Source organism: Burkholderia mayonis (genome assembly GCF_001523745.2).
Classification (GTDB): domain Bacteria; phylum Pseudomonadota; class Gammaproteobacteria; order Burkholderiales; family Burkholderiaceae; genus Burkholderia; species Burkholderia mayonis.
This window is the reverse complement of the sequence record NZ_CP013386.1, coordinates 2,652,584-2,673,258: the sequence shown is the minus strand read 5'-3', so window position 1 is coordinate 2,673,258 and position 20,675 is coordinate 2,652,584. Positions and strand designations below refer to the sequence as shown.

Annotated in this window: 18 protein-coding genes and 1 tRNA gene; 16 read left to right on the top strand and 3 right to left on the bottom strand. The window is 65.2% G+C overall.

Annotation, left to right across the window (positions count from 1 at the left end):
- The first annotated feature begins 357 nt into the window (after positions 1-357).
- Positions 358-1,905: a 2-isopropylmalate synthase gene (locus WS70_RS12845; RefSeq protein WP_059470591.1), complete on the top strand. Its 1,548-nt coding sequence runs from the start codon at positions 358-360 to the stop codon at positions 1,903-1,905.
- Between the two features lie 127 nt (positions 1,906-2,032).
- Here WS70_RS12845 and WS70_RS12840 read toward each other — a convergent pair whose 3' ends face one another.
- The 3 genes from WS70_RS12840 to WS70_RS12830 form a co-directional block, all read right to left on the bottom strand.
- A complete protein-coding gene (locus WS70_RS12840) occupies positions 2,033-3,568 on the bottom strand; it encodes a SulP family inorganic anion transporter (RefSeq protein ID WP_059470592.1) in 1,536 nt (511 codons plus the stop codon).
- Between the two features lie 53 nt (positions 3,569-3,621).
- A complete protein-coding gene (locus WS70_RS12835; protein ID WP_059470593.1) occupies positions 3,622-4,257 on the bottom strand; it encodes a carbonic anhydrase in 636 nt (211 codons plus the stop codon).
- 439 nt (positions 4,258-4,696) lie between these two features.
- A complete protein-coding gene (locus WS70_RS12830; protein ID WP_059470594.1) occupies positions 4,697-5,209 on the bottom strand; it encodes a hypothetical protein in 513 nt (170 codons plus the stop codon).
- A gap of 340 nt (positions 5,210-5,549) precedes the next feature.
- Here WS70_RS12830 and WS70_RS12820 point away from each other — a divergent pair, with 340 nt between their 5' ends.
- The 15 genes from WS70_RS12820 to nuoH all read left to right on the top strand — a co-directional run bounded on the left by WS70_RS12820 (position 5,550) and on the right by nuoH (position 20,672).
- Positions 5,550-6,824 carry a branched-chain amino acid ABC transporter substrate-binding protein gene (locus WS70_RS12820; protein WP_059596635.1) on the top strand — a complete coding sequence of 425 codons (1,275 nt, stop codon included), beginning with the start codon at positions 5,550-5,552 and terminating at the stop codon, positions 6,822-6,824.
- Between the two features lie 106 nt (positions 6,825-6,930).
- Positions 6,931-7,200 (top strand): 30S ribosomal protein S15, encoded by a 270-nt coding sequence (gene rpsO, locus WS70_RS12815; RefSeq protein ID WP_004185828.1) that lies wholly within the window; start codon positions 6,931-6,933, stop codon positions 7,198-7,200.
- A gap of 302 nt (positions 7,201-7,502) precedes the next feature.
- Complete coding sequence (gene pnp / locus WS70_RS12805; protein ID WP_059470596.1) at positions 7,503-9,644, top strand: polyribonucleotide nucleotidyltransferase; 2,142 nt, start codon at positions 7,503-7,505, stop codon at positions 9,642-9,644.
- A gap of 116 nt (positions 9,645-9,760) precedes the next feature.
- Entirely contained in the window at positions 9,761-10,780 is a 1,020-nt protein-coding gene (locus WS70_RS12800; protein ID WP_059596634.1) for an NAD(P)H-quinone oxidoreductase, read from the top strand.
- Between the two features lie 59 nt (positions 10,781-10,839).
- Entirely contained in the window at positions 10,840-11,640 is an 801-nt protein-coding gene (gene tpiA, locus WS70_RS12795; protein ID WP_203235982.1) for a triose-phosphate isomerase, read from the top strand.
- Between the two features lie 81 nt (positions 11,641-11,721).
- Positions 11,722-12,096: a preprotein translocase subunit SecG gene (secG, locus tag WS70_RS12790; protein WP_059470598.1), complete on the top strand. Its 375-nt coding sequence runs from the start codon at positions 11,722-11,724 to the stop codon at positions 12,094-12,096.
- 109 nt (positions 12,097-12,205) lie between these two features.
- Positions 12,206-12,290: transfer RNA gene (locus tag WS70_RS12785), tRNA-Leu, on the top strand.
- A gap of 155 nt (positions 12,291-12,445) precedes the next feature.
- The gene (locus WS70_RS12780; RefSeq protein WP_010102516.1) at positions 12,446-12,805 is read left to right on the top strand and encodes an NADH-quinone oxidoreductase subunit A; all 360 of its coding nucleotides are present in this window, start codon (positions 12,446-12,448) and stop codon (positions 12,803-12,805) included.
- Between the two features lie 62 nt (positions 12,806-12,867).
- Positions 12,868-13,347 (top strand): NuoB/complex I 20 kDa subunit family protein, encoded by a 480-nt coding sequence (locus tag WS70_RS12775; protein WP_004186402.1) that lies wholly within the window; start codon positions 12,868-12,870, stop codon positions 13,345-13,347.
- Positions 13,348-13,367: 20 nt separating this feature from the next.
- Positions 13,368-13,970, top strand: coding sequence for an NADH-quinone oxidoreductase subunit C (locus WS70_RS12770; RefSeq protein WP_059470599.1), 603 nt, complete (start codon positions 13,368-13,370; stop codon positions 13,968-13,970).
- Between the two features lie 9 nt (positions 13,971-13,979).
- Positions 13,980-15,233 carry an NADH-quinone oxidoreductase subunit D gene (locus tag WS70_RS12765; RefSeq protein WP_059470600.1) on the top strand — a complete coding sequence of 418 codons (1,254 nt, stop codon included), beginning with the start codon at positions 13,980-13,982 and terminating at the stop codon, positions 15,231-15,233.
- Positions 15,234-15,401: 168 nt separating this feature from the next.
- Positions 15,402-15,887, top strand: a complete 486-nt coding sequence (gene nuoE / locus WS70_RS12760) for an NADH-quinone oxidoreductase subunit NuoE (protein ID WP_059596633.1) — start codon at positions 15,402-15,404, stop codon at positions 15,885-15,887.
- Complete coding sequence (gene nuoF, locus WS70_RS12755) at positions 15,884-17,194, top strand: NADH-quinone oxidoreductase subunit NuoF (protein WP_059470601.1); 1,311 nt, start codon at positions 15,884-15,886, stop codon at positions 17,192-17,194. Before nuoE ends, nuoF begins: the two co-directional genes overlap by 4 nt.
- 82 nt (positions 17,195-17,276) lie before the next feature.
- On the top strand, positions 17,277-19,607 hold the full coding sequence (gene nuoG, locus WS70_RS12750) for an NADH-quinone oxidoreductase subunit NuoG (RefSeq protein ID WP_059596632.1): 2,331 nt from the start codon (positions 17,277-17,279) through the stop codon (positions 19,605-19,607).
- On the top strand, positions 19,608-20,672 hold the full coding sequence (nuoH, locus tag WS70_RS12745; RefSeq protein WP_059470603.1) for an NADH-quinone oxidoreductase subunit NuoH: 1,065 nt from the start codon (positions 19,608-19,610) through the stop codon (positions 20,670-20,672). It abuts the gene before it with no gap.
- Positions 20,673-20,675: the final 3 nt, after the last annotated feature.

Here is a 20,675-nt window from a genome sequence, read left to right as displayed (position 1 = left end):
GGGCTCTTCCTGGCCTGGCGTGACGTCGAATCGAGTCCGGCTCGCGCCGGGCGCACCGAGGACGGCGGCTCGCGTAGCCGCCGTTTTTCTCGTCCGGATGCCGCGCGGCGCGGCGTTCGGGCTCCCGAGAAAGCTGCCGATTGCGCGCGGCCGGGAATGCCGCTATATTCGTCGGCATGACCGCATTTTCCCGCCTCTCCCTTCTTCTAGCCGGTGCGCCGCTACGCGCGCTAGCGCTAGCGCGCCTGCCGCGCTGATCGTTTTCGCCCTCCGTCGAGCTTCGTCTGTTGTCTAGCGTCGCCTGCGGTGGCGCGAGCTTCATCACGTGTGTTTCCCCATTCGACACCTGGAGTCCCCATGACAGACAAGCTGATCATTTTCGACACGACGTTGCGCGACGGCGAGCAATCGCCGGGCGCGTCGATGACGAAGGAAGAGAAAATCCGCATCGCGAAGCAGCTCGAGCGCATGAAGGTCGACGTGATCGAAGCCGGCTTCGCGGCCAGCTCGAACGGCGACTTCGACGCGATCCACACAATCGCGTCGCAAGTGAAGGACAGCACGATCTGCTCGCTCGCCCGCGCGAACGACAAGGACATCCAGCGCGCGGCCGATGCGCTGAAGCCCGCGAACAGCTTTCGGATCCATACGTTCATCGCGACGTCGCCGCTGCACATGGAAAAGAAGCTGCGGATGACGCCGGATCAGGTGTTCGAGCAGGCGCGCCTCGCGGTGCGCTTCGCGCGCAAATTCACCGACAACATCGAATTCTCGCCGGAAGACGGCAGCCGCTCGGACATGGACTTCCTCTGCCGCGTGCTGGAGGCCGTGATCGCCGAGGGCGCGACGACGATCAACATCGCGGATACGGTCGGCTATGGCGTGCCGGAGCTGTACGGCAACCTCGTGAAGACGTTGCGCGAGCGCATCCCGAACTCGGACAAGGCGGTCTTCTCGGTGCATTGCCACAACGATCTGGGGATGGCGGTCGCGAACTCGCTCGCGGGCGTGAAGATCGGCGGCGCGCGCCAGGTCGAATGCACGATCAACGGCCTCGGCGAGCGCGCGGGCAACACGTCGCTCGAGGAGATCGTGATGGCCGTGAAGACCCGCAAGGACTACTTCGGCCTGGATCTCGGCATCGACACGACGCAGATCGTGCCGGCGTCGAAGCTCGTGTCGCAGATCACCGGCTTCGTCGTGCAGCCGAACAAGGCGGTCGTCGGCGCGAACGCGTTCGCGCACGCGTCGGGCATCCACCAGGACGGCGTATTGAAGGCGCGCGATACGTACGAGATCATGCGTGCGGAAGACGTGGGCTGGACCGCGAACAAGATCGTGCTCGGCAAGCTGTCGGGCCGCAACGCGTTCAAGCAGCGCCTGCAGGAGCTCGGCATCGCGCTCGACAGCGAAGCCGACCTGAACGCCGCGTTCGCGCGCTTCAAGGATCTCGCCGACCGCAAGGCCGAGATCTTCGACGAAGACATCATCGCGATCGTCACCGAAGAGGAATCGGCGCTCGCGCACGAGCATGAGCACTACAAGTTCGTGTCGCTGTCGCAGCGCTCGGAGACGGGCGAGCGGCCGCAGGCGAAGGTCGTGTTCGCGGTCGACGGCGGCGAAGTGGCGGGCGAGGCGAGCGGCAACGGCCCCGTCGACGCGACGTTCAATGCGATCGAGACCGAAGTGGGCAGCGGCGCCGAGTTGCTGCTGTATTCGGTCAACGCGATCACGACGGGCACGCAGGCGCAGGGCGAAGTGACGGTGCGTCTGGCGAGGAGCGGACGGATCGTCAACGGCGTCGGCACCGATCCGGACATCGTCGCCGCGTCGGCGAAGGCGTATATCGCCGCGCTGAACAAGCTGTACTCGAACGCCGACAAGCTGAATCCGCAGCGCGCGTAGCACACGCCATGCGTGCGCGGCGGCATCGCCGCCGCGTTCCGAATGAACGACGCCCCGTGGGCCAATGGCCTCGCGGGGCGTTGTTTTTTCTACCGCATGGTGAGCCGGCATGCGCCGGCTCGAGCGCTCACTGCGCGCTCGGACTGCGGAAGAACCAGCGGATGCCGCGGCCGCGCGCGTGCTGGACCTGGCGCCGGTAGTCGACCGTGATCTCGCGCAGCGGCGCCTCCGCGACGAACGCATCGAGCATCTCGCGCACGTCGTGGTCGATGTAGTCGGCGCGGGTCGCGTCGATGATGACGACCGCGCGATCCGGGATCTGCGCGAGATGGTGCTTGATCTGCACCTTGCCGAGGAACGACACGTCCTTGCGGAACGACAGCAGGTAGTGGTCGTCGTGCTGCGCGAGCGTTGCCGGACTGCGCAGGTTTGCGCACGCGACGGCCAGCACGCAGCAGGCGAGGCCGAGCGCGATGCCGGCGAGGAGGTCGATCGCGAGCACGCCCGCGATCGTCACCGCGAACGGCAGGAACGCGCCGGGGCCTTGCTTCGCGACCGACGTGAAGAGCGCCGGCTTCGCGAGCTTGAAGCCCGTGTGGATCAGGATCGCCGCGAGGCTCGCGAGCGGGATCAGGTTGAGGAGCCCGGTGAGCGCGAATACGCTGACGACGAGCATCACGCCGTGCACGATCGCCGACATCCGGCTCTGTGCGCCCGCGTTCACGTTCACCGAGCTGCGCACGATCACTGACGTGATCGGCAGCCCCCCGATCGCGCCCGCGACGAGATTGCCGACGCCTTGCGCCTTCAGCTCGCGGTTCGGCTGGCTCGGGCGGCGCTTCGGATCGATTTGCTCGACCGCTTCGAGGCTCAGCAGCGTCTCGAGGCTCGCGACGACGGCGATCGTGATCGCGATGCGCCACACGTCGGGGTTCAGCAGGTGCGCGAAATTCGGGCCGAGGTCGACGGTCTTCAGCGCATTGCCGAGCGCGGCGAACGACGCGAGCTCGGGCAATGCGACCCGGTGCTCGGCGGGCGGCGCGAAGTGGGGGGCGAGGAAGCCGAGCGCGACCGTGGCGCCGATGCCGAGCAGCACGACGGCGAGCGGCGCGGGCACGAGGCGCACGAACGCGAAGCGGCGTATCGCGCGGGTTTCCCAGACGGCGAGGAGCGCGAGCGACGCGAACGCGATTACGCTCGATGCGAGCACCGCGTGGCCCGGCGCGTCGCCGTCGCCGCCGAGGCCGAGCGCGAACGGCATCTGCTTGACGATGAGCAGAATCCCGATCGCGGCGAGCATCCCTTTGATCACGGGCGACGGCACGTACGCGGCGAACCGGCCCGCCTTCAGGAGACCGAAGCCGAACTGGATGACGCCCGACAACAACACCGCGAGCAGGAACGCCTGGAAGCTGCCGAGCTGGGCGATGCCGTCGACGACGATCACGACGAGGCCCGCGGCGGGGCCGCTGACGGACAGCGGCGAACCGCTCAGTACGGCGACGATGAGACCGCCGACGATGCCGGACACGAGGCCGGCGAATGGTTCGACGCCGGATGCGCTGGCGATTCCGAGGCAGAGTGGCAGCGCGACGAGGAACACGACGGTACCGGCCACGAAGTCGCGCGGAAACGTGGAGAAGGAAGCGTGTAGATTCTTCATAGTGAACGGAAAAAACGGGTTGAGGCGGAATGCGGCGCGGCGGCGCCGGCCGGTCAGGCGGCCGTGGCTTCTGCGCGTTCGGCTTGCGGCTGCGGTTCGGCGGCCGCGTATCCGGACGCGAGTTCCTTGAGCCGTCCGTCGGCGAGCGAGAAGATCCAGCCGTGCACGAGTGGTGCGGGATCGGCGTCGCGGATGATCGGAGAGCTGCGCAGCAGGCGGACCTGCTCGAGCACGTTGAGCTCGGCGAGCCGGTCGGTGGCCTGGTCGGGCGAAACGCTGTCGAGTTCCGCGCGATGGTGGCCGGCGAGCGCGCAAAGCGGCGCAATTCTGCGGCTCACGTGCGGCAACTCGGGCGACGGGGGCAGCAGCGACGCGCGCACGCCGCCGCAGCCGTAGTGCCCGCAGACGATCACGTGATCGACCTTCAACACCCGCACCGCGTATTCGAGCACGCTTGCACAGTTGTCGTCGTCGGGCTGGAAGATGTTCGCAATGTTTCGGTGAACGAATAGTTCGCCGGGCGCACTCTGCGTGATGGTTTCCGCCGGCACGCGGCTGTCGGCGCAGCCGATCCACAGCACGCGCGGGTTCTGTCCGCGCGACAGCGCGTCGAAGAAGTCGGGCGAACGCTCGGACGTCTCGCTGGCCCAGGCGATATTGGCGACGAGCATGCTTTTTGGGAGATTCATTGAGGATTCCTTCTTATACGTGCGGTATCGGCGACGCAAACATGCATCGGCACGGAACCAATTGCTTTCTAAATTGAAAGGTTGTTGTGTGTGATATTAGGGGAACCTCGGAATCCGAAGTTCAATTTGAAATATTCTGTTGCAATTTATTTTCGGGGTTAGGACGATCGCACCAACTGTGAATATTGAATGGCTGCAAAGGGTGCATATCGCACCGAAATGGGCGTGAGATGCCCGTCCCGTGGGGGCAAGGGGAATCAGGCGGGTGTTTTGTTTTTGATTTCGCCGATGCGGCAACCGGGATATTGCTGCGTCATGAAAGATGACAAGAATTTTAAAAAGCTAATGAGAAAAATGATAAAAAAGTCATTTAAGAAGCCGAGCGCACTAAATGACTTTGGAAGGGATGCGCCGGTCGAACGGCCGGCGGCGGGAAGTATCAGAATAGCGAGCGGCGATCGGGATCGTGCAGCGGGTCGGGCGTCTTCTGCGTGAGGCGCAGGACGCCGGCATCGTCGAAGTAGAAGCTGTAGAGCATGTACCAGACGTTGTCCTCGAGGTAGCGATAGGTCCACACTTCGCGCTTCATCAGCGGGAAGTAGGACGTTTCGACCGGACGGCCGAAGTTCACGAGCACGTCGGTCCGGGTCCACTTGCCGATCTCGGCGCGATAGAACTCGAGCGGCTGCAGCACCTGCCGCACGTTGACGATCCTGCCGCGGGCGTCGACGTCGGCGGCCGTCGTGACCTCGCCCATCGGCTGGGTCGGCCACATCAGGCGCTTGCCGCCGTTCGGCAGGTCGTAGATTTCGCGCGGCGGACCCATCCGGGCGACGATCGCCGACGAATCCTCTCCGGCGTGAAACTGCTGCCACGGCTGGGCGCAGCCGGCGAGGAGCACCGCCGCGCAAGCTAACAGAACCGGGAGACGAGCGAACATACGTTTCTCCATGAGGCGGGAATGTCGAAGTTTTATCACGGCGAATGAATGCGCGCGCGTACCGGCGCGGAAAAGTTTGCGCTGCGCGGCATCCTCGGCATCTTCGACATCCGCGGTAAGGCGGGGGGCGCCGCCGCCATTCCGAACCGGCATCGGGAGGGCGGACGAATGGGGCTGGCGTCGACCGGGTTATTCAATCGACCGACCGATCGTCCGTCCGGTCGATGCGCCCGATCCGGCGATCATCGCTCGACGCTCGCCACCCGTCCGCGCGGCCGTCCTGCTTGCCTGTCCGCCGCGCGCTCGCCTATGATCCTGCGCTCGACGAACGGACTGCGCAGGAAACCACGCGATGTCTTTCCATTGGATGCGTTTTGCCGCCGCTGCCTCGGCAGCGCTCTCATTGACGATGCTGTCACCCGCGCAGGCCGGCGCGGCGGGCGAGCCGATCCGGATCGCGCTCGTCGAGGGGATGTCGGGACCGTTCGCGAATGCGGGCGCGGCGGTCGAGCGCAATTTGCGCTTCGGCGTCGAGCGCGTCAATGCGCAGGGCGGCGTGCGGCTGCGCGACGGCGCCCATCCGCTCGAGCTCGTCGTGCTCGACAGCAAGGGCGGCGTCGAGGAGGCGCTCGTCCAGTTGCGCGCCGCGACCGACAAGGGGATCGGCTTTGTCGCACAGGGCAACGGCTCGGCCGTCGCCGCGGCGCTCGTCGCCGCGCTCGACAAGCAGAACGCGCGCGATCCCGAGCATCGCGCGCTGTTCCTCAACTATTCGGCCGACGATCCCGCGCTGACGGACCGCGGCTGCAGCTTCTGGCACTTCCGCTTCGACGCGCACGCAGGCATGCGGATGGACGCGCTCGCCGACGTGCTCGCGCGCGATCGCGCAGTCAGGAAGGTCTATCTGCTGAACCAGGACTACAGCTTCGGGCACGACGTCAGCACGCTCGCTCGCGCCGCGTTGACGGCGCGGCGGCCGGACATCGCGATCGTGGGCGACGAATTCCATCCGATCGGACGCGTGAAAGATTTCTCGCCGTACGTCGCGAAGATTCGCGCGAGCGGCGCGGATGCGGTCGTGACGGGCAACTGGGGCAACGATCTGACGCTGCTCGTGCGTGCGGCGCGCGAGCAGGGGCTCGCGACGAAGTTCTACACGTTCTACGGCAACAGCCTGGACGCGCCTGCCGCGCTCGGCGACGCGGGCGTGAAGCGTGTGCTCGCGGTCGCCGACTGGCATCCGAATGCGGGCGGCGCGCAGTCCGACGCGTTCTACCGCGCATTCCGCGCGCGCTTCCCGACGCCGCAGGACGACTATCCGGTGCGACGGATGAGTCTGATGATCGAGATGCTGGCCGCGGCGATGGCGCGCGCGGGCTCGGCCGATCCAGTCGCGGTCGCGAAGGCGCTCGAGGGGATGCGCTACGACGACGGCTTCCACCAGGCGCAGATGCGCGCGGCCGACCACCAATTGATCCAACCCCTTTACGTGATCGAGATGGATCGCGTGGGCGCGCGTGGCGTGCGCTTCGACAACGCGGGGTCGGGTTACGGCTTCCGGACGGTGCTCGAGCTGCCGCCCGCGCAGGGCGCGGCTTCCGCTGAATGCCGTATGAAACGCCCGTGAAAGGCGGGGTTCGCCGGCAGGGTGACTTGTGCTACAATGCGCGCCGGTTGTAAATCACGGCACGGCCGTTCTTCCGTGTCCGCCTGTTCAGTCGAAAGGAAATCAAATGTCTGTTGCTGATATCAAGAAGTCGGAAGTTGTTGCTCAGTTCGCGCGCGGCGCCAACGACACGGGCTCGCCCGAAGTGCAGGTCGCGCTGCTGACGGCGCGCATCACGGAACTGACGGGTCACTTCAAGACCCACGCGAAGGATCACCACAGCCGCCGCGGCCTGCTGCGCATGGTGAGCCGCCGCCGCAAGCTGCTCGACTACCTCAAGGGCAAGGATGCCGACCGTTACCGCGCGCTGATCGAGAAGCTGGGTCTGCGTAAGTAAGCGGGGCGTTGCTCGCCTCCAGCAAGATGCCTGTGTCAGTCTGCTGATACAGGCATTTTGTTTTTTCGCGGCACGCACGATGCATGCCGTCGGGCTGTCGAAGCCCACAACCGGCCAGGCGCACAAGGGTTGAGCTTTGTGTCATTCCAGCGCGCTGTTCGCGTCCCGCTCGACGCCGAGCGGCGAGCACGGCGCTGGAATGGCATAAAAAACACACCTCTTCCCATGTGGCCCGGTCGCGCCGCCGCCATGCCGGCTTCGTCCGCGCACGGCGATCCAGTCATAGAACGAAAGGAGCGACCATGTCTCTGTTCAACAAAGTCGTGAAGGAATTCCAGTGGGGCCAGCACAAGGTGCGCCTCGAAACCGGCGAGATCGCGCGCCAGGCTAGCGGCGCCGTGCTCGTCGACATCGAGGACACCGTCGTCCTCGCGACGGTCGTCGGCGCGAAGTCGGCGAAGCCGGGCCAGGACTTTTTCCCGCTCACCGTCGACTACATCGAAAAGACCTACTCGGCCGGCAAGATTCCGGGCGGCTTCTTCCGCCGCGAAGGCCGTCCGTCGGAGCACGAGACGCTGACGTCGCGTCTCATCGACCGTCCGCTGCGCCCGCTCTTCCCGGAAGGTTTTTATAACGAAGTGCAGGTCGTGATCCACGTGCTGTCGGTGAACCCGGAAGTCCCGGCCGATATCCCGGCGCTCATCGGCGCGTCGGCTGCGCTCGCCGTGTCGGGGCTGCCGTTCAACGGCCCGGTCGGCGCCGCGCGCGTCGCGTACATCGACAACGAATACGTGCTGAACCCGACGCGCGAGCAGATCAAGGCGTCGCGCCTCGACCTCGTCGTCGCGGGCACGGAGCGTGCCGTGCTGATGGTCGAGTCGGAAGCCGAGCAACTGCCGGAAGACGTGATGCTGGGCGCCGTGGTGTTCGGCCACGAGCAGATGCAAAAGGCGATCGACGCGATTCACGAACTCGTGCGCGAAGGCGGCAAGCCCGAGTGGGACTGGCAGCCGGCTGCCAAGAACGAAGCGCTGATCGCGCGCGTGACCGAGCTCGCGCAAGCCGACCTGCAGGCAGCCTACCAGATCCGCGAAAAGCAGTCGCGCTCGACGAAGCTGAAGGCAGTCTACGCAGCCGCTACCGCGAAGCTCGCGGAAGAATCGGCGGCGTCGAACGCCGAAGCCGCCGATTCGGCGACGGTCGGCAATATCCTGTTCGATCTCGAAGCGAAGATCGTTCGCTCGCAGATCCTGAACGGCGAGCCGCGCATCGACGGCCGCGACACGCGCACCGTGCGCCCGATCGAGATCCGCACGGGCGTGCTGCCGCGCACGCACGGCTCGGCGCTCTTCACGCGCGGCGAGACGCAGGCGCTCGTCGTCGCGACGCTCGGCACCAAGGGTGACGAGCAGATCATCGACGCGCTCGAAGGCGAATACCGCGAACGCTTCATGCTCCACTACAACATGCCTCCGTTCGCGACCGGCGAAACGGGCCGCGTCGGTTCGCCGAAGCGCCGCGAAATCGGCCACGGCCGCCTCGCGAAGCGCGCGCTCGTCGCGTGCCTGCCGAGCGCAGACGAATTCGGCTACTCGATCCGCGTCGTGTCGGAAATCACCGAGTCGAACGGTTCGTCGTCGATGGCGTCGGTGTGCGGCGGCTGCCTCGCGCTGATGGACGCAGGCGTGCCGATGAAGGCGCACGTCGCGGGCATCGCGATGGGCCTGATTCTCGAAGGCAACAAGTTCGCGGTGCTGACCGACATCCTCGGCGACGAAGATCACCTCGGCGACATGGACTTCAAGGTGGCCGGTACGGCAGATGGCGTGACGGCGCTGCAGATGGACATCAAGATCCAGGGCATCACGAAGGAAATCATGCAGGTTGCGCTCGCGCAGGCGAAGGAAGGCCGCATGCACATCCTCGGCAAGATGAAGGAAGCGGTCGCAGGTGCGAACACGCAACTGTCCGAATTCGCGCCGCGCATGATTACGATCAAGATCAACCCGGAAAAGATCCGCGACGTGATCGGCAAGGGCGGCTCGGTGATCCGCGCGCTGACCGAGGAAACCGGCACGACGATCGACATCTCGGACGACGGCGTCGTGACGATCGCGAGCACGAACAGCGAAGGCATGGCCGAAGCGAAGAAGCGCATCGAGAACATCACGGCCGAGATCGAAGTCGGCCAGGTGTATGAGGGCACGGTGCTGAAGCTGCTCGATTTCGGTGCAATCGTGAACCTGCTGCCAGGCAAGGACGGCCTGCTGCACATCTCGGAAATCGTCAACGAGCGGGTGAAGGACATCAACGACTACCTGAAGGAAGGTCAGCAGGTGAAGGTCAAGGTGATCCAGACGGACGAGAAGGGACGCGTGCGTCTGTCGGCGAAGGCGCTGCTGAACGAAGCGGCGGGTCAGTCGGATACGCCGCCGCAGCAGTAAGCGGCGATGAAACGGCCGGCAGCGCGAATGCGCGCCGGCCGTTTTTTCATAGGATGGACCGGTTTGCGGGGCGCGCATCGCGCGCGCAAACCCGTCACGCTCTGGGAGCGACGTGCATGAAAGCGATCGAAATCACCGAATTCGGCGCGCCCGACGTGCTGAAGCTGACGGAGCGCCCGCAGCCGGAACCGAAGCGCGGCGAGGTGCTGATCAAGGTGGCGGCGTCCGGCGTCAACCGTCCGGACGTGTTCCAGAGAAAGGGCGCTTATGCGCCGCCGCCCGGCGCGTCGGATCTGCCGGGCCTCGAGGTCGCCGGCGAGATCGTCGGCGGCGACCTTTCCGACCTCGCGACGAACCCGTTCGGCCTGAAGCTCGGCGACCGCGTCTGCGCGCTGCTCGCGGGCGGCGGCTATGCCGAGTACGTGGCCGCGCCGCTCGCGCAGTGCCTGCCGGCGCCGAAGGGGCTGACCGACGTCGAGGCCGCATCGCTGCCCGAGACGTTCTTCACGGTATGGAGCAATGTGTTCGATCGCGCGCAACTGGGGGCGGGCGAGGGCGGTGCGCAGGAAACGTTTCTAGTGCAGGGCGGCTCGAGCGGCATTGGCGTGACGGCGATCCAGATCGCGCATGCGCTCGGCTTTCGCGTGTTCGCGACGGCGGGCACCGACGACAAGTGCCGCGCATGCGAGCAGCTCGGCGCGGAGCGCGCGATCAACTACAAGACTGAGGATTTCGTCGAAGTCGTGAAATCGCTGACGCACGACCGCGGCGTCGACGTGATTCTCGACATGGTCGCGGGCGCGTACGTGCCTCGCGAGTTGACGGCGCTCGCCGACGGCGGCCGGCTCGTCGTGATCGCGCTTCTCGGCGGTGCGAAATCGGAGATCAATCTGGGCGAGATCCTGCGCCGTCGTCTGACGGTCACGGGCTCGACGCTGCGGCCGCGTCCCGTCGAGTTCAAGGCGCGCATCGCCGCGCAGCTGAAGGAGCACGTGTGGCCGCTCATCGAGGACGGACGCGTGAAGCCCGTCATATACCGCGTGCTGCCGGCCGCGCAGGCGTCGGACGCGCATGCGCTGATGGAAAGCAGCGAGCACGTCGGCAAGATCATGCTCGATTGGGGTGCGAACGCTTGACACCCGTGGTTTGACCGGTTCTAGAGCGCCGCAGTAAAATCGCGGGTTCGCTTCGCCAGATGAACACGACGCCCGGCTTCGGCGCGTCAACGACGAGACAAACGATGTCGAAACAAAGAATCAAGCGGGTGATCGGCAACTGGAAGATGCACGGTCGCTTGAGTGGCAACCAGGCATTGCTGAACGAAGTCGCGCAAGGCGCGCAGGCGGTGCACGACAATGTCGGCATCGGCGTGTGCGTGCCGTTCCCGTATCTCGCGCAGGCGCAGGCGCAGCTCCAGGGCGGTCGCGTCGCGTGGGGCTCGCAGGACGTATCCGCGCATGAGCAGGGCGCTTACACGGGTGAAGTCGCGGCCGGCATGGTGGCGGAGTTCGGTGCGGCTTACGCGATCGTCGGGCACTCGGAGCGCCGTGCGTATCACGGCGAATCGAACGAGGCCGTCGCGACGAAGGCGCAGCGTGCGCTCGCCGCGGGCCTGACGCCCGTCGTCTGCGTTGGCGAGACGCTCGCCGAGCGCGAAGCGGGGGCGACCGAGCAGGTCGTCGGCGCGCAGCTCGACGCAGTGCTTGCGGTGTTGTCGGCGGACGACGCGGCGCGCATTGTCGTCGCGTACGAGCCGGTCTGGGCGATCGGCACGGGCAAGAGCGCGACGGCCGAGCAGGCGCAGCAGGTACACGCGTTCCTGCGCGCACGGCTTGCCGCGAAAGGGGCGGAGCACGTGTCGCTGCTGTACGGCGGCAGCGTGAAGGCCGACAATGCGGCCGAGCTGTTCGGTCAGCCGGACATCGACGGCGGCCTGATCGGCGGCGCGTCGTTGAAGAGCGGGGATTTTCTGGCGATCTGCCGGGCAGCGCAGTAGGCGTTCGCACAACGCGAGCGCGCGAAGGATATCGGGGCAGCCGGCAGGTGCGCCGGTTGCTTAAACCAAACAGGTGAATGTATGCCGTATTTTAAAGTCTTGATCATTGTGGTCCAACTGCTGTCCGCACTCGGCGTGATCGGCCTCGTGTTGCTGCAGCATGGCAAGGGTGCCGACATGGGCGCGGCGTTCGGCAGCGGTGCGTCGGGCAGTCTCTTCGGCGCGACTGGCTCGGCAAATTTCCTGTCACGCACGACAGCGGTCCTGGCGACGATCTTCTTCGTCGCGACGCTCGCGTTGACGTATCTCGGTTCGTACAAGTCGGCACCGTCGGTCGGCCTGCTCGGCGCGGCTCCCGCGCCTGCGTCGTCGGTTGCTGCGCCGCAAGCGCCTGCGGCGTCCGCGCCGGCTGCCGTGTCGGCCGCGTCTGCGCCCGGTCAGGATGTGCCGAAATAAATTTTCAAAAATTTCGCGTTTGTGCGTTGAACAATTTGAAGAGCCGGGTTAGAATTTAATTCTTGAAGCGATTCGCGGGATGCAAAGTTCTTCCCGGGTTGCATGCAGTGCCGACGTGGTGAAATTGGTAGACACGCTATCTTGAGGGGGTAGTGGCGAAAGCTGTGCGAGTTCGAGTCTCGCCGTCGGCACCAAAGTTACTCAATGCCAGCCGCTTCATGTGGCTGGCATTTTTCATTTCTGGGCTACCCTTGCGCTCAGCTTGGGTTCTACGGTAGTCCGAAATGATCCTTTCCCCGGATCGGTGTTATTCTCCGGAACGCTTGGAACCAACCAATAGAGGATTGCCTTGAACCTCGCAGCCTATTACCCCGTCTTGTTGTTCCTCCTGGTGGGCACTGGTTTAGGTATAGCGCTGGTCAGCATCGGCAAGATCCTCGGTCCCAACAAGCCCGACAGCGACAAGAACGCGCCATACGAGTGCGGCTTCGAGGCGTTCGAGGACGCGCGCATGAAGTTCGACGTGCGCTACTACCTCGTTGCGATTCTGTTCATCATCTTCGATCTCGAGACCGCATTCCTGTTTCCGTGGGGCGTCGCCCTGCGCGAGATCGGCTGGCCCGGTTTCATCGCAATGATGATTTTCCTGCTCGAATTCCTGCTGGGCTTTGCCTATATCTGGAAGAAGGGCGGCCTCGACTGGGAGTGACGGGCTAATCGCCGGTTTGCATGGGCGGCCACGCGTCGCCGCCTGTCTGGAGTGGAAAGCAAATGAGTATCGAAGGGGTCTTGAAGGAAGGGTTTGTCACCACGACGGCTGACAAGCTGATCAACTGGACGCGTACCGGCTCGTTGTGGCCGATGACGTTTGGGCTCGCGTGCTGCGCTGTGGAAATGATGCATGCGGGAGCCGCCCGCTACGACCTCGACCGGTTCGGCGTCGTGTTCCGTCCCAGCCCGCGTCAATCCGATGTGATGATCGTCGCGGGTACGCTCTGCAACAAGATGGCGCCCGCGCTGCGCCGCGTCTACGATCAGATGGCCGAGCCGCGCTGGGTGATCTCGATGGGGTCGTGCGCGAACGGCGGCGGCTACTACCATTACTCGTATTCGGTGGTGCGCGGCTGCGATCGGATCGTGCCCGTCGACGTCTACGTGCCGGGCTGTCCGCCGACTGCCGAGGCGCTCGTCTACGGCGTGATCCAGCTGCAGGCGAAGATCCGTCGCACGAGCACCATCGCCCGTCAATAAAGCATCGAGCACCCCACAACATGGCAAGCAAAATCGAGACCCTCAAGGCGAACCTCGAAGCCGCGCTCGGCGCGCGCGCGGTGAGCCTCGTAGAAGCGGTTGGCGAGCTCACGCTCGTCGTGAAGGCGAGCGATTATCTCGAAGTCGCGAAAGCGTTGCGCGACGATCGCACGCTCGGCTTCGAGCAGTTGATCGACCTCTGCGGTGTCGACTATCAAACCTACGGCGACGGTGCTTACGACGGCCCGCGCTTTGCCGCTGTCCTGCACCTGCTGTCGATCGCGAACAACTGGCGTCTGCGCGTGCGCGTGTTCGCGCCGGACGACGATCTGCCGATCGTGCCGTCGGTCGTCGACATCTGGAACTCGGCGAACTGGTACGAGCGCGAAGCATTCGACCTCTACGGCATCGTGTTCGAAGGCCACCCCGACCTGCGACGCATCCTCACCGACTACGGCTTCATCGGCCATCCGTTCCGCAAGGACTTCCCGGTTTCGGGCTATGTCGAAATGCGTTACGACCCGGAAGAGAAGCGCGTCGTATACCAGCCGGTGACGATCGAGCCGCGCGAAATCACGCCGCGCGTGATCCGCGAGGACCGCTATGGCGGTCTGAAACATTGAGAGGGCGTCATGGCTGAAATCAAGAACTACACGCTCAACTTCGGTCCGCAGCACCCGGCCGCGCACGGCGTGCTGCGCCTCGTGCTCGAACTCGACGGCGAAGTGATCCAGCGCGCCGATCCGCACATCGGCCTTCTGCATCGCGCGACCGAGAAGCTCGCCGAGAACAAGACGTTCATCCAGTCGGTGCCGTACATGGACCGTCTCGACTACGTGTCGATGATGGTGAACGAACACGGCTACGTGCTCGCGATCGAGAAGCTGCTCGGCATCGACGTGCCGGAGCGTGCGCAATACATCCGCGTGCTGTTCGACGAGATCACGCGCGTGCTGAACCACCTGATGTGGATCGGCGCGCACGCGCTCGACGTTGGCGCGATGGCGGTGTTCCTCTATGCGTTCCGCGAGCGCGAAGACCTGATGGACGTGTACGAGGCGGTGTCCGGCGCGCGCATGCACGCGGCGTATTATCGTCCGGGCGGCGTCTATCGCGATCTGCCGGATGCGATGCCGCAGTACAAGGCGTCGAAGATCCGCAACGAGAAGGCGCTCGCGAGGATGAACGAAGCGCGCCAGGGCTCGGTGCTTGACTTCATCGACGATTTCTTCACGCGCTTCCCGAAGTGCGTCGACGAATACGAAACGCTCCTGACCGACAACCGGATCTGGAAGCAGCGTCTCGTCGGCATCGGCGTCGTGACGCCGGAACGTGCGCTGCAGCTCGGCCTGACGGGGCCGATGATCCGCGGCTCCGGCATTGCATGGGACCTGCGCAAGAAGCAGCCGTACGAGGTGTACGACCGCCTCGACTTCGATATCCCGGTCGGCGTGAACGGCGATTGCTACGACCGTTATCTCGTGCGTGTCGAGGAGATGCGCCAGTCGACGCGTATTGCGAAACAGTGTATTGAGTGGCTTCGCAAGAATCCTGGTCCCGTGATCACCGACAATCACAAGATCGCGGCGCCGTCGCGTGTCGGCATGAAGACGAACATGGAGGATCTGATCCACCATTTCAAGCTCTTCACGGAAGGTTTTCACGTGCCCGAAGGCGAGACGTATGCAGCCGTCGAGCACCCGAAGGGCGAGTTCGGCATCTATCTCGTGTCGGACGGCGCAAACAAGCCGTATCGCCTCAAGATCCGTGCACCGGGCTACGCCCATCTGTCTGCGCTCGACGAAATGGCGCGCGGGCACATGATCGCCGACGCCGTCACGATCATCGGTACGCAGGACATCGTGTTCGGCGAAGTCGACCGCTGACGGTCGCGCCGCTCGCCTGCCCGGCCGGGCCGCGCGCGGCGAGTCACACGCGGCGCGCGCCTCGGGCGCGCCGTCGCAACAAGCTGTCAACAGTGAGCGCCAGGTCTGCCGCATCGGTCATGCGGCAGGTTGTTCGTGCGGTAGGAATTGAAAGAGTCGTGTCTGAAAATGATCTCAGCTGAAGGCCTGAAAGAAATCGATCGAGCGATCGCGAAGTATCCCGCCGATCAGAAACAGTCCGCTGTGATGTCGGCGTTGGCCGTCGCTCAGGAAGAGCATGGCTGGCTGTCGCCCGAACTGATGCAGTTCGTCGCGGATTATCTCGGCATGCCGGCCATCGCCGTGCAGGAAGTCGCGACGTTCTACACGATGTACGAGCTCGCGCCCGTCGGCACGCACAAGATCACGCTCTGCACGAACCTGCCGTGCCAGCTCGGGCCGCACGGCGGCGCTGAAGCGACGGCCGACTATCTGAAGCAGAAGCTCGGCATCGACTTCGGCGAAACGACGCCGGACGGCAAGTTCACGCTGAAGGAAGGCGAGTGCTTCGGCGCGTGCGGCGATGCGCCGGTGCTGCTGCTCAACAATCACAAAATGTGCAGCTTCATGAGCCGCGAGAAGATCGACCAGCTGCTTGAGGAGCTCTCGAAATGACGTCCCTCCACGATCGTCACATCAAACCGCTGATCCTCGCCGGCCTCACCGGCGAGAACTGGCATCTCGAAGACTACGTCGCGCGCGGCGGCTACGCGCAGCTGCGCCGCATCCTCGAAGAAAAGATTCCGCCCGAGCAGGTGATCGCCGACGTGAAGGCGTCGGGCTTGCGCGGCCGCGGCGGCGCGGGCTTTCCGACCGGCCTGAAGTGGAGCTTCATGCCGCGTCAGTTCCCGGGCCAGAAGTATCTCGTCTGCAACTCGGACGAAGGCGAGCCGGGCACATTCAAGGATCGCGACATCCTGCGCTGGAACCCGCACGCGCTGATCGAAGGCATGGCCATCGGCGCGTACGCGATGGGCATCACCGTCGGCTACAACTACATCCACGGCGAAATCTTCGAAGTGTATCGACGCTTCGAGGACGCGCTCGAGGAAGCGCGCCGCGCCGGCTTCCTCGGCGACGACATCATGGGGTCGGGATTCTCGTTCCAGCTGCACGCGCATCACGGCTACGGCGCGTACATCTGCGGCGAGGAAACAGCGCTGCTCGAATCGCTCGAAGGCAAGAAGGGCCAGCCGCGCTTCAAGCCGCCGTTCCCGGCGAGCTTCGGCGTCTACGGCAAGCCGACCACGATCAACAACACCGAGACATTCGCCGCGGTGCCGTTCCTGCTCGCAGTCGGCCCGCAGAATTATCTCGAAATGGGCAAGCCGAACAACGGCGGCACGAAGATCTTCTCGGTGTCGGGCGACGTCGAGCGTCCTGGCAACTATGAAGTGCCGCTCGGCACGCCGTTCGCGACGCTGATGGAACTCGCCGGCGGCATGCGCGGCGGCAAGAAGATCAAGGCGGTGATCCCGGGCGGCTCGTCGGCGCCGGTGATCCCGGGCGACATCATGATGCAGACCGATCTGGACTACGACTCGATCGCGAAGGCGGGCTCGATGCTCGGTTCCGGCGCGGTGATCGTGATGGACGAGACGCGCTGCATGGTGCGCTCGCTCCTGCGCCTGTCGTACTTCTATTACGAAGAGTCGTGCGGCCAGTGCACGCCGTGCCGCGAAGGCACGGGCTGGTTGTACCGCGTCGTGAACCGCATCGAGCACGGCGAAGGTCGCCAGGAAGACCTGGATCTGCTGAACTCGGTCGCGGAGAACATCATGGGCCGCACAATCTGCGCGCTCGGCGACGCGGCGGCGATGCCGGTGCGCGGCATGCTCAAGCACTACTGGGACGAATTCGCGTACCACGTCGAGCACAAGCACTGCATGGTCGGCGGCCACGCGCATGCGGCCGCGGCCTGACGGCGCAACCCGATTGCAGAATTCGAGCGCCCGGTCGAGCGGACGCGGGCGAGCGGTAATAGGTTAAGGACCATTCACCATCATGGTTGAACTTGAAATAGACGGCAAGAAGGTCGAGGTGCCCGAAGGCAGCATGGTGATCCAGGCTGCGCACAAGGCGGACACGTACATTCCTCACTTCTGCTATCACAAGAAGCTGTCGGTTGCGGCCAACTGCCGGATGTGTCTCGTCGAAGTCGAGAAGATGCCGAAGGCGGTGCCCGCGTGCGCGACGCCCGTGTCGGCCGGCATGATCGTCCACACCAACTCTGACAAGGCCGTGAAGGCGCAGCAGTCGGTGATGGAGTTCCTGCTCATCAACCATCCGCTCGACTGCCCGATCTGCGATCAGGGCGGCGAATGCCAGCTGCAGGATCTCGCGGTCGGCTACGGCAAGTCGTCGTCGCGCTACGCGGAAGAGAAGCGCGTCGTGTTCCACAAGGAAGTCGGCCCGCTCATCTCGATGGAAGAGATGTCGCGCTGCATCCACTGCACGCGCTGCGTGCGCTTCGGCCAGGAAATCGCCGGCGTGATGGAGTTCGGCATGCTGGGGCGCGGCGAGCATTCCGAAATCACGACGTTCGTCGGCAAGACGGTCGATTCCGAACTGTCGGGCAACATGATCGATCTGTGCCCGGTCGGCGCGCTGACGAGCAAGCCGTTCCGCTACAGCGCCCGCACGTGGGAACTGTCGCGCCGCAAATCGGTGAGCCCGCACGATTCCGTCGGCGCGAACCTCGTCGTGCAGGTGAAGAACAACCGCGTGATGCGCGTGCTGCCGTTCGAGAACGAAGCCGTCAACGAGTGCTGGATCTCGGACAAGGACCGCTTCTCGTACGAAGGCCTGAATAGCGAAGATCGCCTGACGAAGCCGATGATCAAGCAGGGCGGCGAGTGGCGCGAAGTCGACTGGCAGACTGCGCTCGAATACGTCGCGCGCGGCCTGAAGGGCATCAGCGACGAGCACGGCGCGTCCGCGCTCGCCACGCTCGCCAGCGCGCACAGCACAGTCGAGGAACTGTTCCTGCTCAAGCAGCTCGCGCACGAGCTGAAGACGCCGAACCTCGATTTCCGTCTGCGTCAAACCGATTTCTCGGTGGCCGCCCAGGGCGCGCCGTGGCTCGGGATGCCGATCGCCGATCTGTCGGGCGTCGACGCCGCGTTCGTCGTCGGCTCGTTCCTGCGCCGCGATCATCCGCTCTTCGCAGCGCGTCTGCGCCAGGCGGCGAAGAGCGGCGCGAAGCTGCATTTCCTGCATGCGACGGGCGACGATTCGCTGATCCCGACCGCGCAACGCATCGTCGCCGCGCCGTCGGCATGGCTCGACGAGCTCGCGGGCATCGCGGCCGCTGTCGCACAGGCGCGCGGCGTCGCGTTGCCGGATGCGCTCGCGGGCGTCGAGGCGTCGAGCGCCGCGCGAGCGGTCGCGCAGTCGCTCGTGAACGGCGAGCGCCGCGTCGTGCTGCTCGGCAACAGCGCGGTCCGGCATCCGCAATTCGCGCAGATCCATGCAACCGCGCAATGGATTGCCGATGCCGCGGGCGCGACGCTCGGCTTCCTGACGGAAGCGGCGAACACGGTCGGCGCGCACCTCGTCGGCGCGCTGCCGGGCGCGAACGGCCTGAACGCGCGCGACGCGTTCGCGCAGCCGCGCAAGGGCTATGTGCTCCTCAACGTCGAACCCGAATTCGATACCGCCGATCCGGCGCAGGCGCTCGCCGCGCTGACGCAGGCGGAGACGGTCGTCGTGCTGTCGCCGTTCAAGTACGGCCTCGACTACGCGGACGTGCTGCTGCCGATCGCGCCGTTTACCGAGACGGCCGGCACGTACGTGAACGCGGAAGGGCGCGCGCAGTCGTTCAACGGCGTCGTGCGTCCGCTCGGCGACACGCGTCCCGCGTGGAAGGTGCTGCGCGTGCTCGGCAGCCTGCTCGGCCTGCCGAATTTCGAATACGAGACGTCGGAAGAAGTGCGCGCCGCCGCGCTCGGCGACGAGGACATCGCGCCGCGCCTGTCGAACAAGACTTCGGCAGCGCCCGCACGCGCCGCCGCGAAGGCGGCCGACGGCGGCCTCGAGCGCCTCGCCGACGTGCCGATCTACCACGCCGACGCGCTGTCGCGCCGCGCGGGCGCGTTGCACCTGACGGCCGCGTCGAAGGTCGCACACAAGGTGGGCCTGCCTGCCGGGCTGTTCGACAAGCTCGGCCTGAAGAACGGCGACGCGGTGCGCGTGCGTCAAGGCGATCGCACGGTGCAGTTGCCGGCCGTGCGCGACGAGAACCTTGCGGAGACGGTCGTTCGCGTGTCGGCGGCCACGCCTGCCGGCGCAGCGCTCGGCAGCCTGTCCGGTGAACTGGTGGTGGAGAAGGCGTAAATGAGCTTGTTCGATACGATCAACTCGGGCGGAGCCCAGCTTCTCGGCGTCGCATGGCCGACGGTGTGGGCGCTCGTGCGCATCATCGTCGTCGCCGTCGTGATCCTGCTGAGCGTCGCGTACCTGATTCTGTGGGAGCGCAAGCTGATCGGCTGGATGCACGTGCGTCTCGGTCCGAACCGCGTCGGCCCCGCCGGTTTGCTGCAGCCGATCGCCGACGTGCTGAAGCTGCTGCTGAAGGAAGTGATTCATCCGACGGCGGCGAGCCGCTGGCTGTATCTGATCGCGCCGGTGATGACGGTCGTGCCGGCGTTCGCCGTGTGGGCGGTGATTCCGTTCCAGGCGGGCGCGGTGCTCGCGAACGTCAACGCGGGTCTGCTGTACGCGATGGCGATCTCGTCGGTCGGCGTCTACGCGGTGATTCTCGCCGGCTGGGCGTCGAACTCGAAGTATGCATTCCTCGGCGCGATGCGCGCGGCCGCTCAGATGGTGTCGTACGAAATCTCGATGGGCTTCGCCCTCGTGCTCGTGCTGATGACGGCGGGCAGCCTGAACCTGTCGGAGATCGTCGGCTCGCAGCAGCACGGCTTCTTCGCGGGCCACGGCGTCAACTTCCTGTCGTGGAACTGGCTGCCGCTCCTGCCCGTGTTCGTCATCTACTTCATCTCCGGCATCGCCGAAACGAACCGCCACCCGTTCGACGTGGTGGAAGGGGAGTCGGAGATCGTCGCGGGTCACATGATCGATTACTCGGGCATGGCGTTTGCGCTGTTCTTCCTCGCCGAGTACATCAACATGATCGTGATCTCGGCGATGGCGGCGACGCTGTTCCTCGGCGGCTGGGATGCGCCGTTCGGATTCCTGTCGTTCATTCCGGGCATCTTCTGGCTGGTGCTGAAAGTCTTCGCGCTGCTGTCGGTGTTCATTTGGGCCCGTGCGACGTTCCCGCGTTTCCGCTACGACCAGATCATGCGCCTCGGCTGGAAGATATTCCTGCCGGTGTGCGTGATCTGGGTGGTCGTGGTCGGTTTCTGGATGATGTCGCCGCTGAATATCTGGCAATAAGGG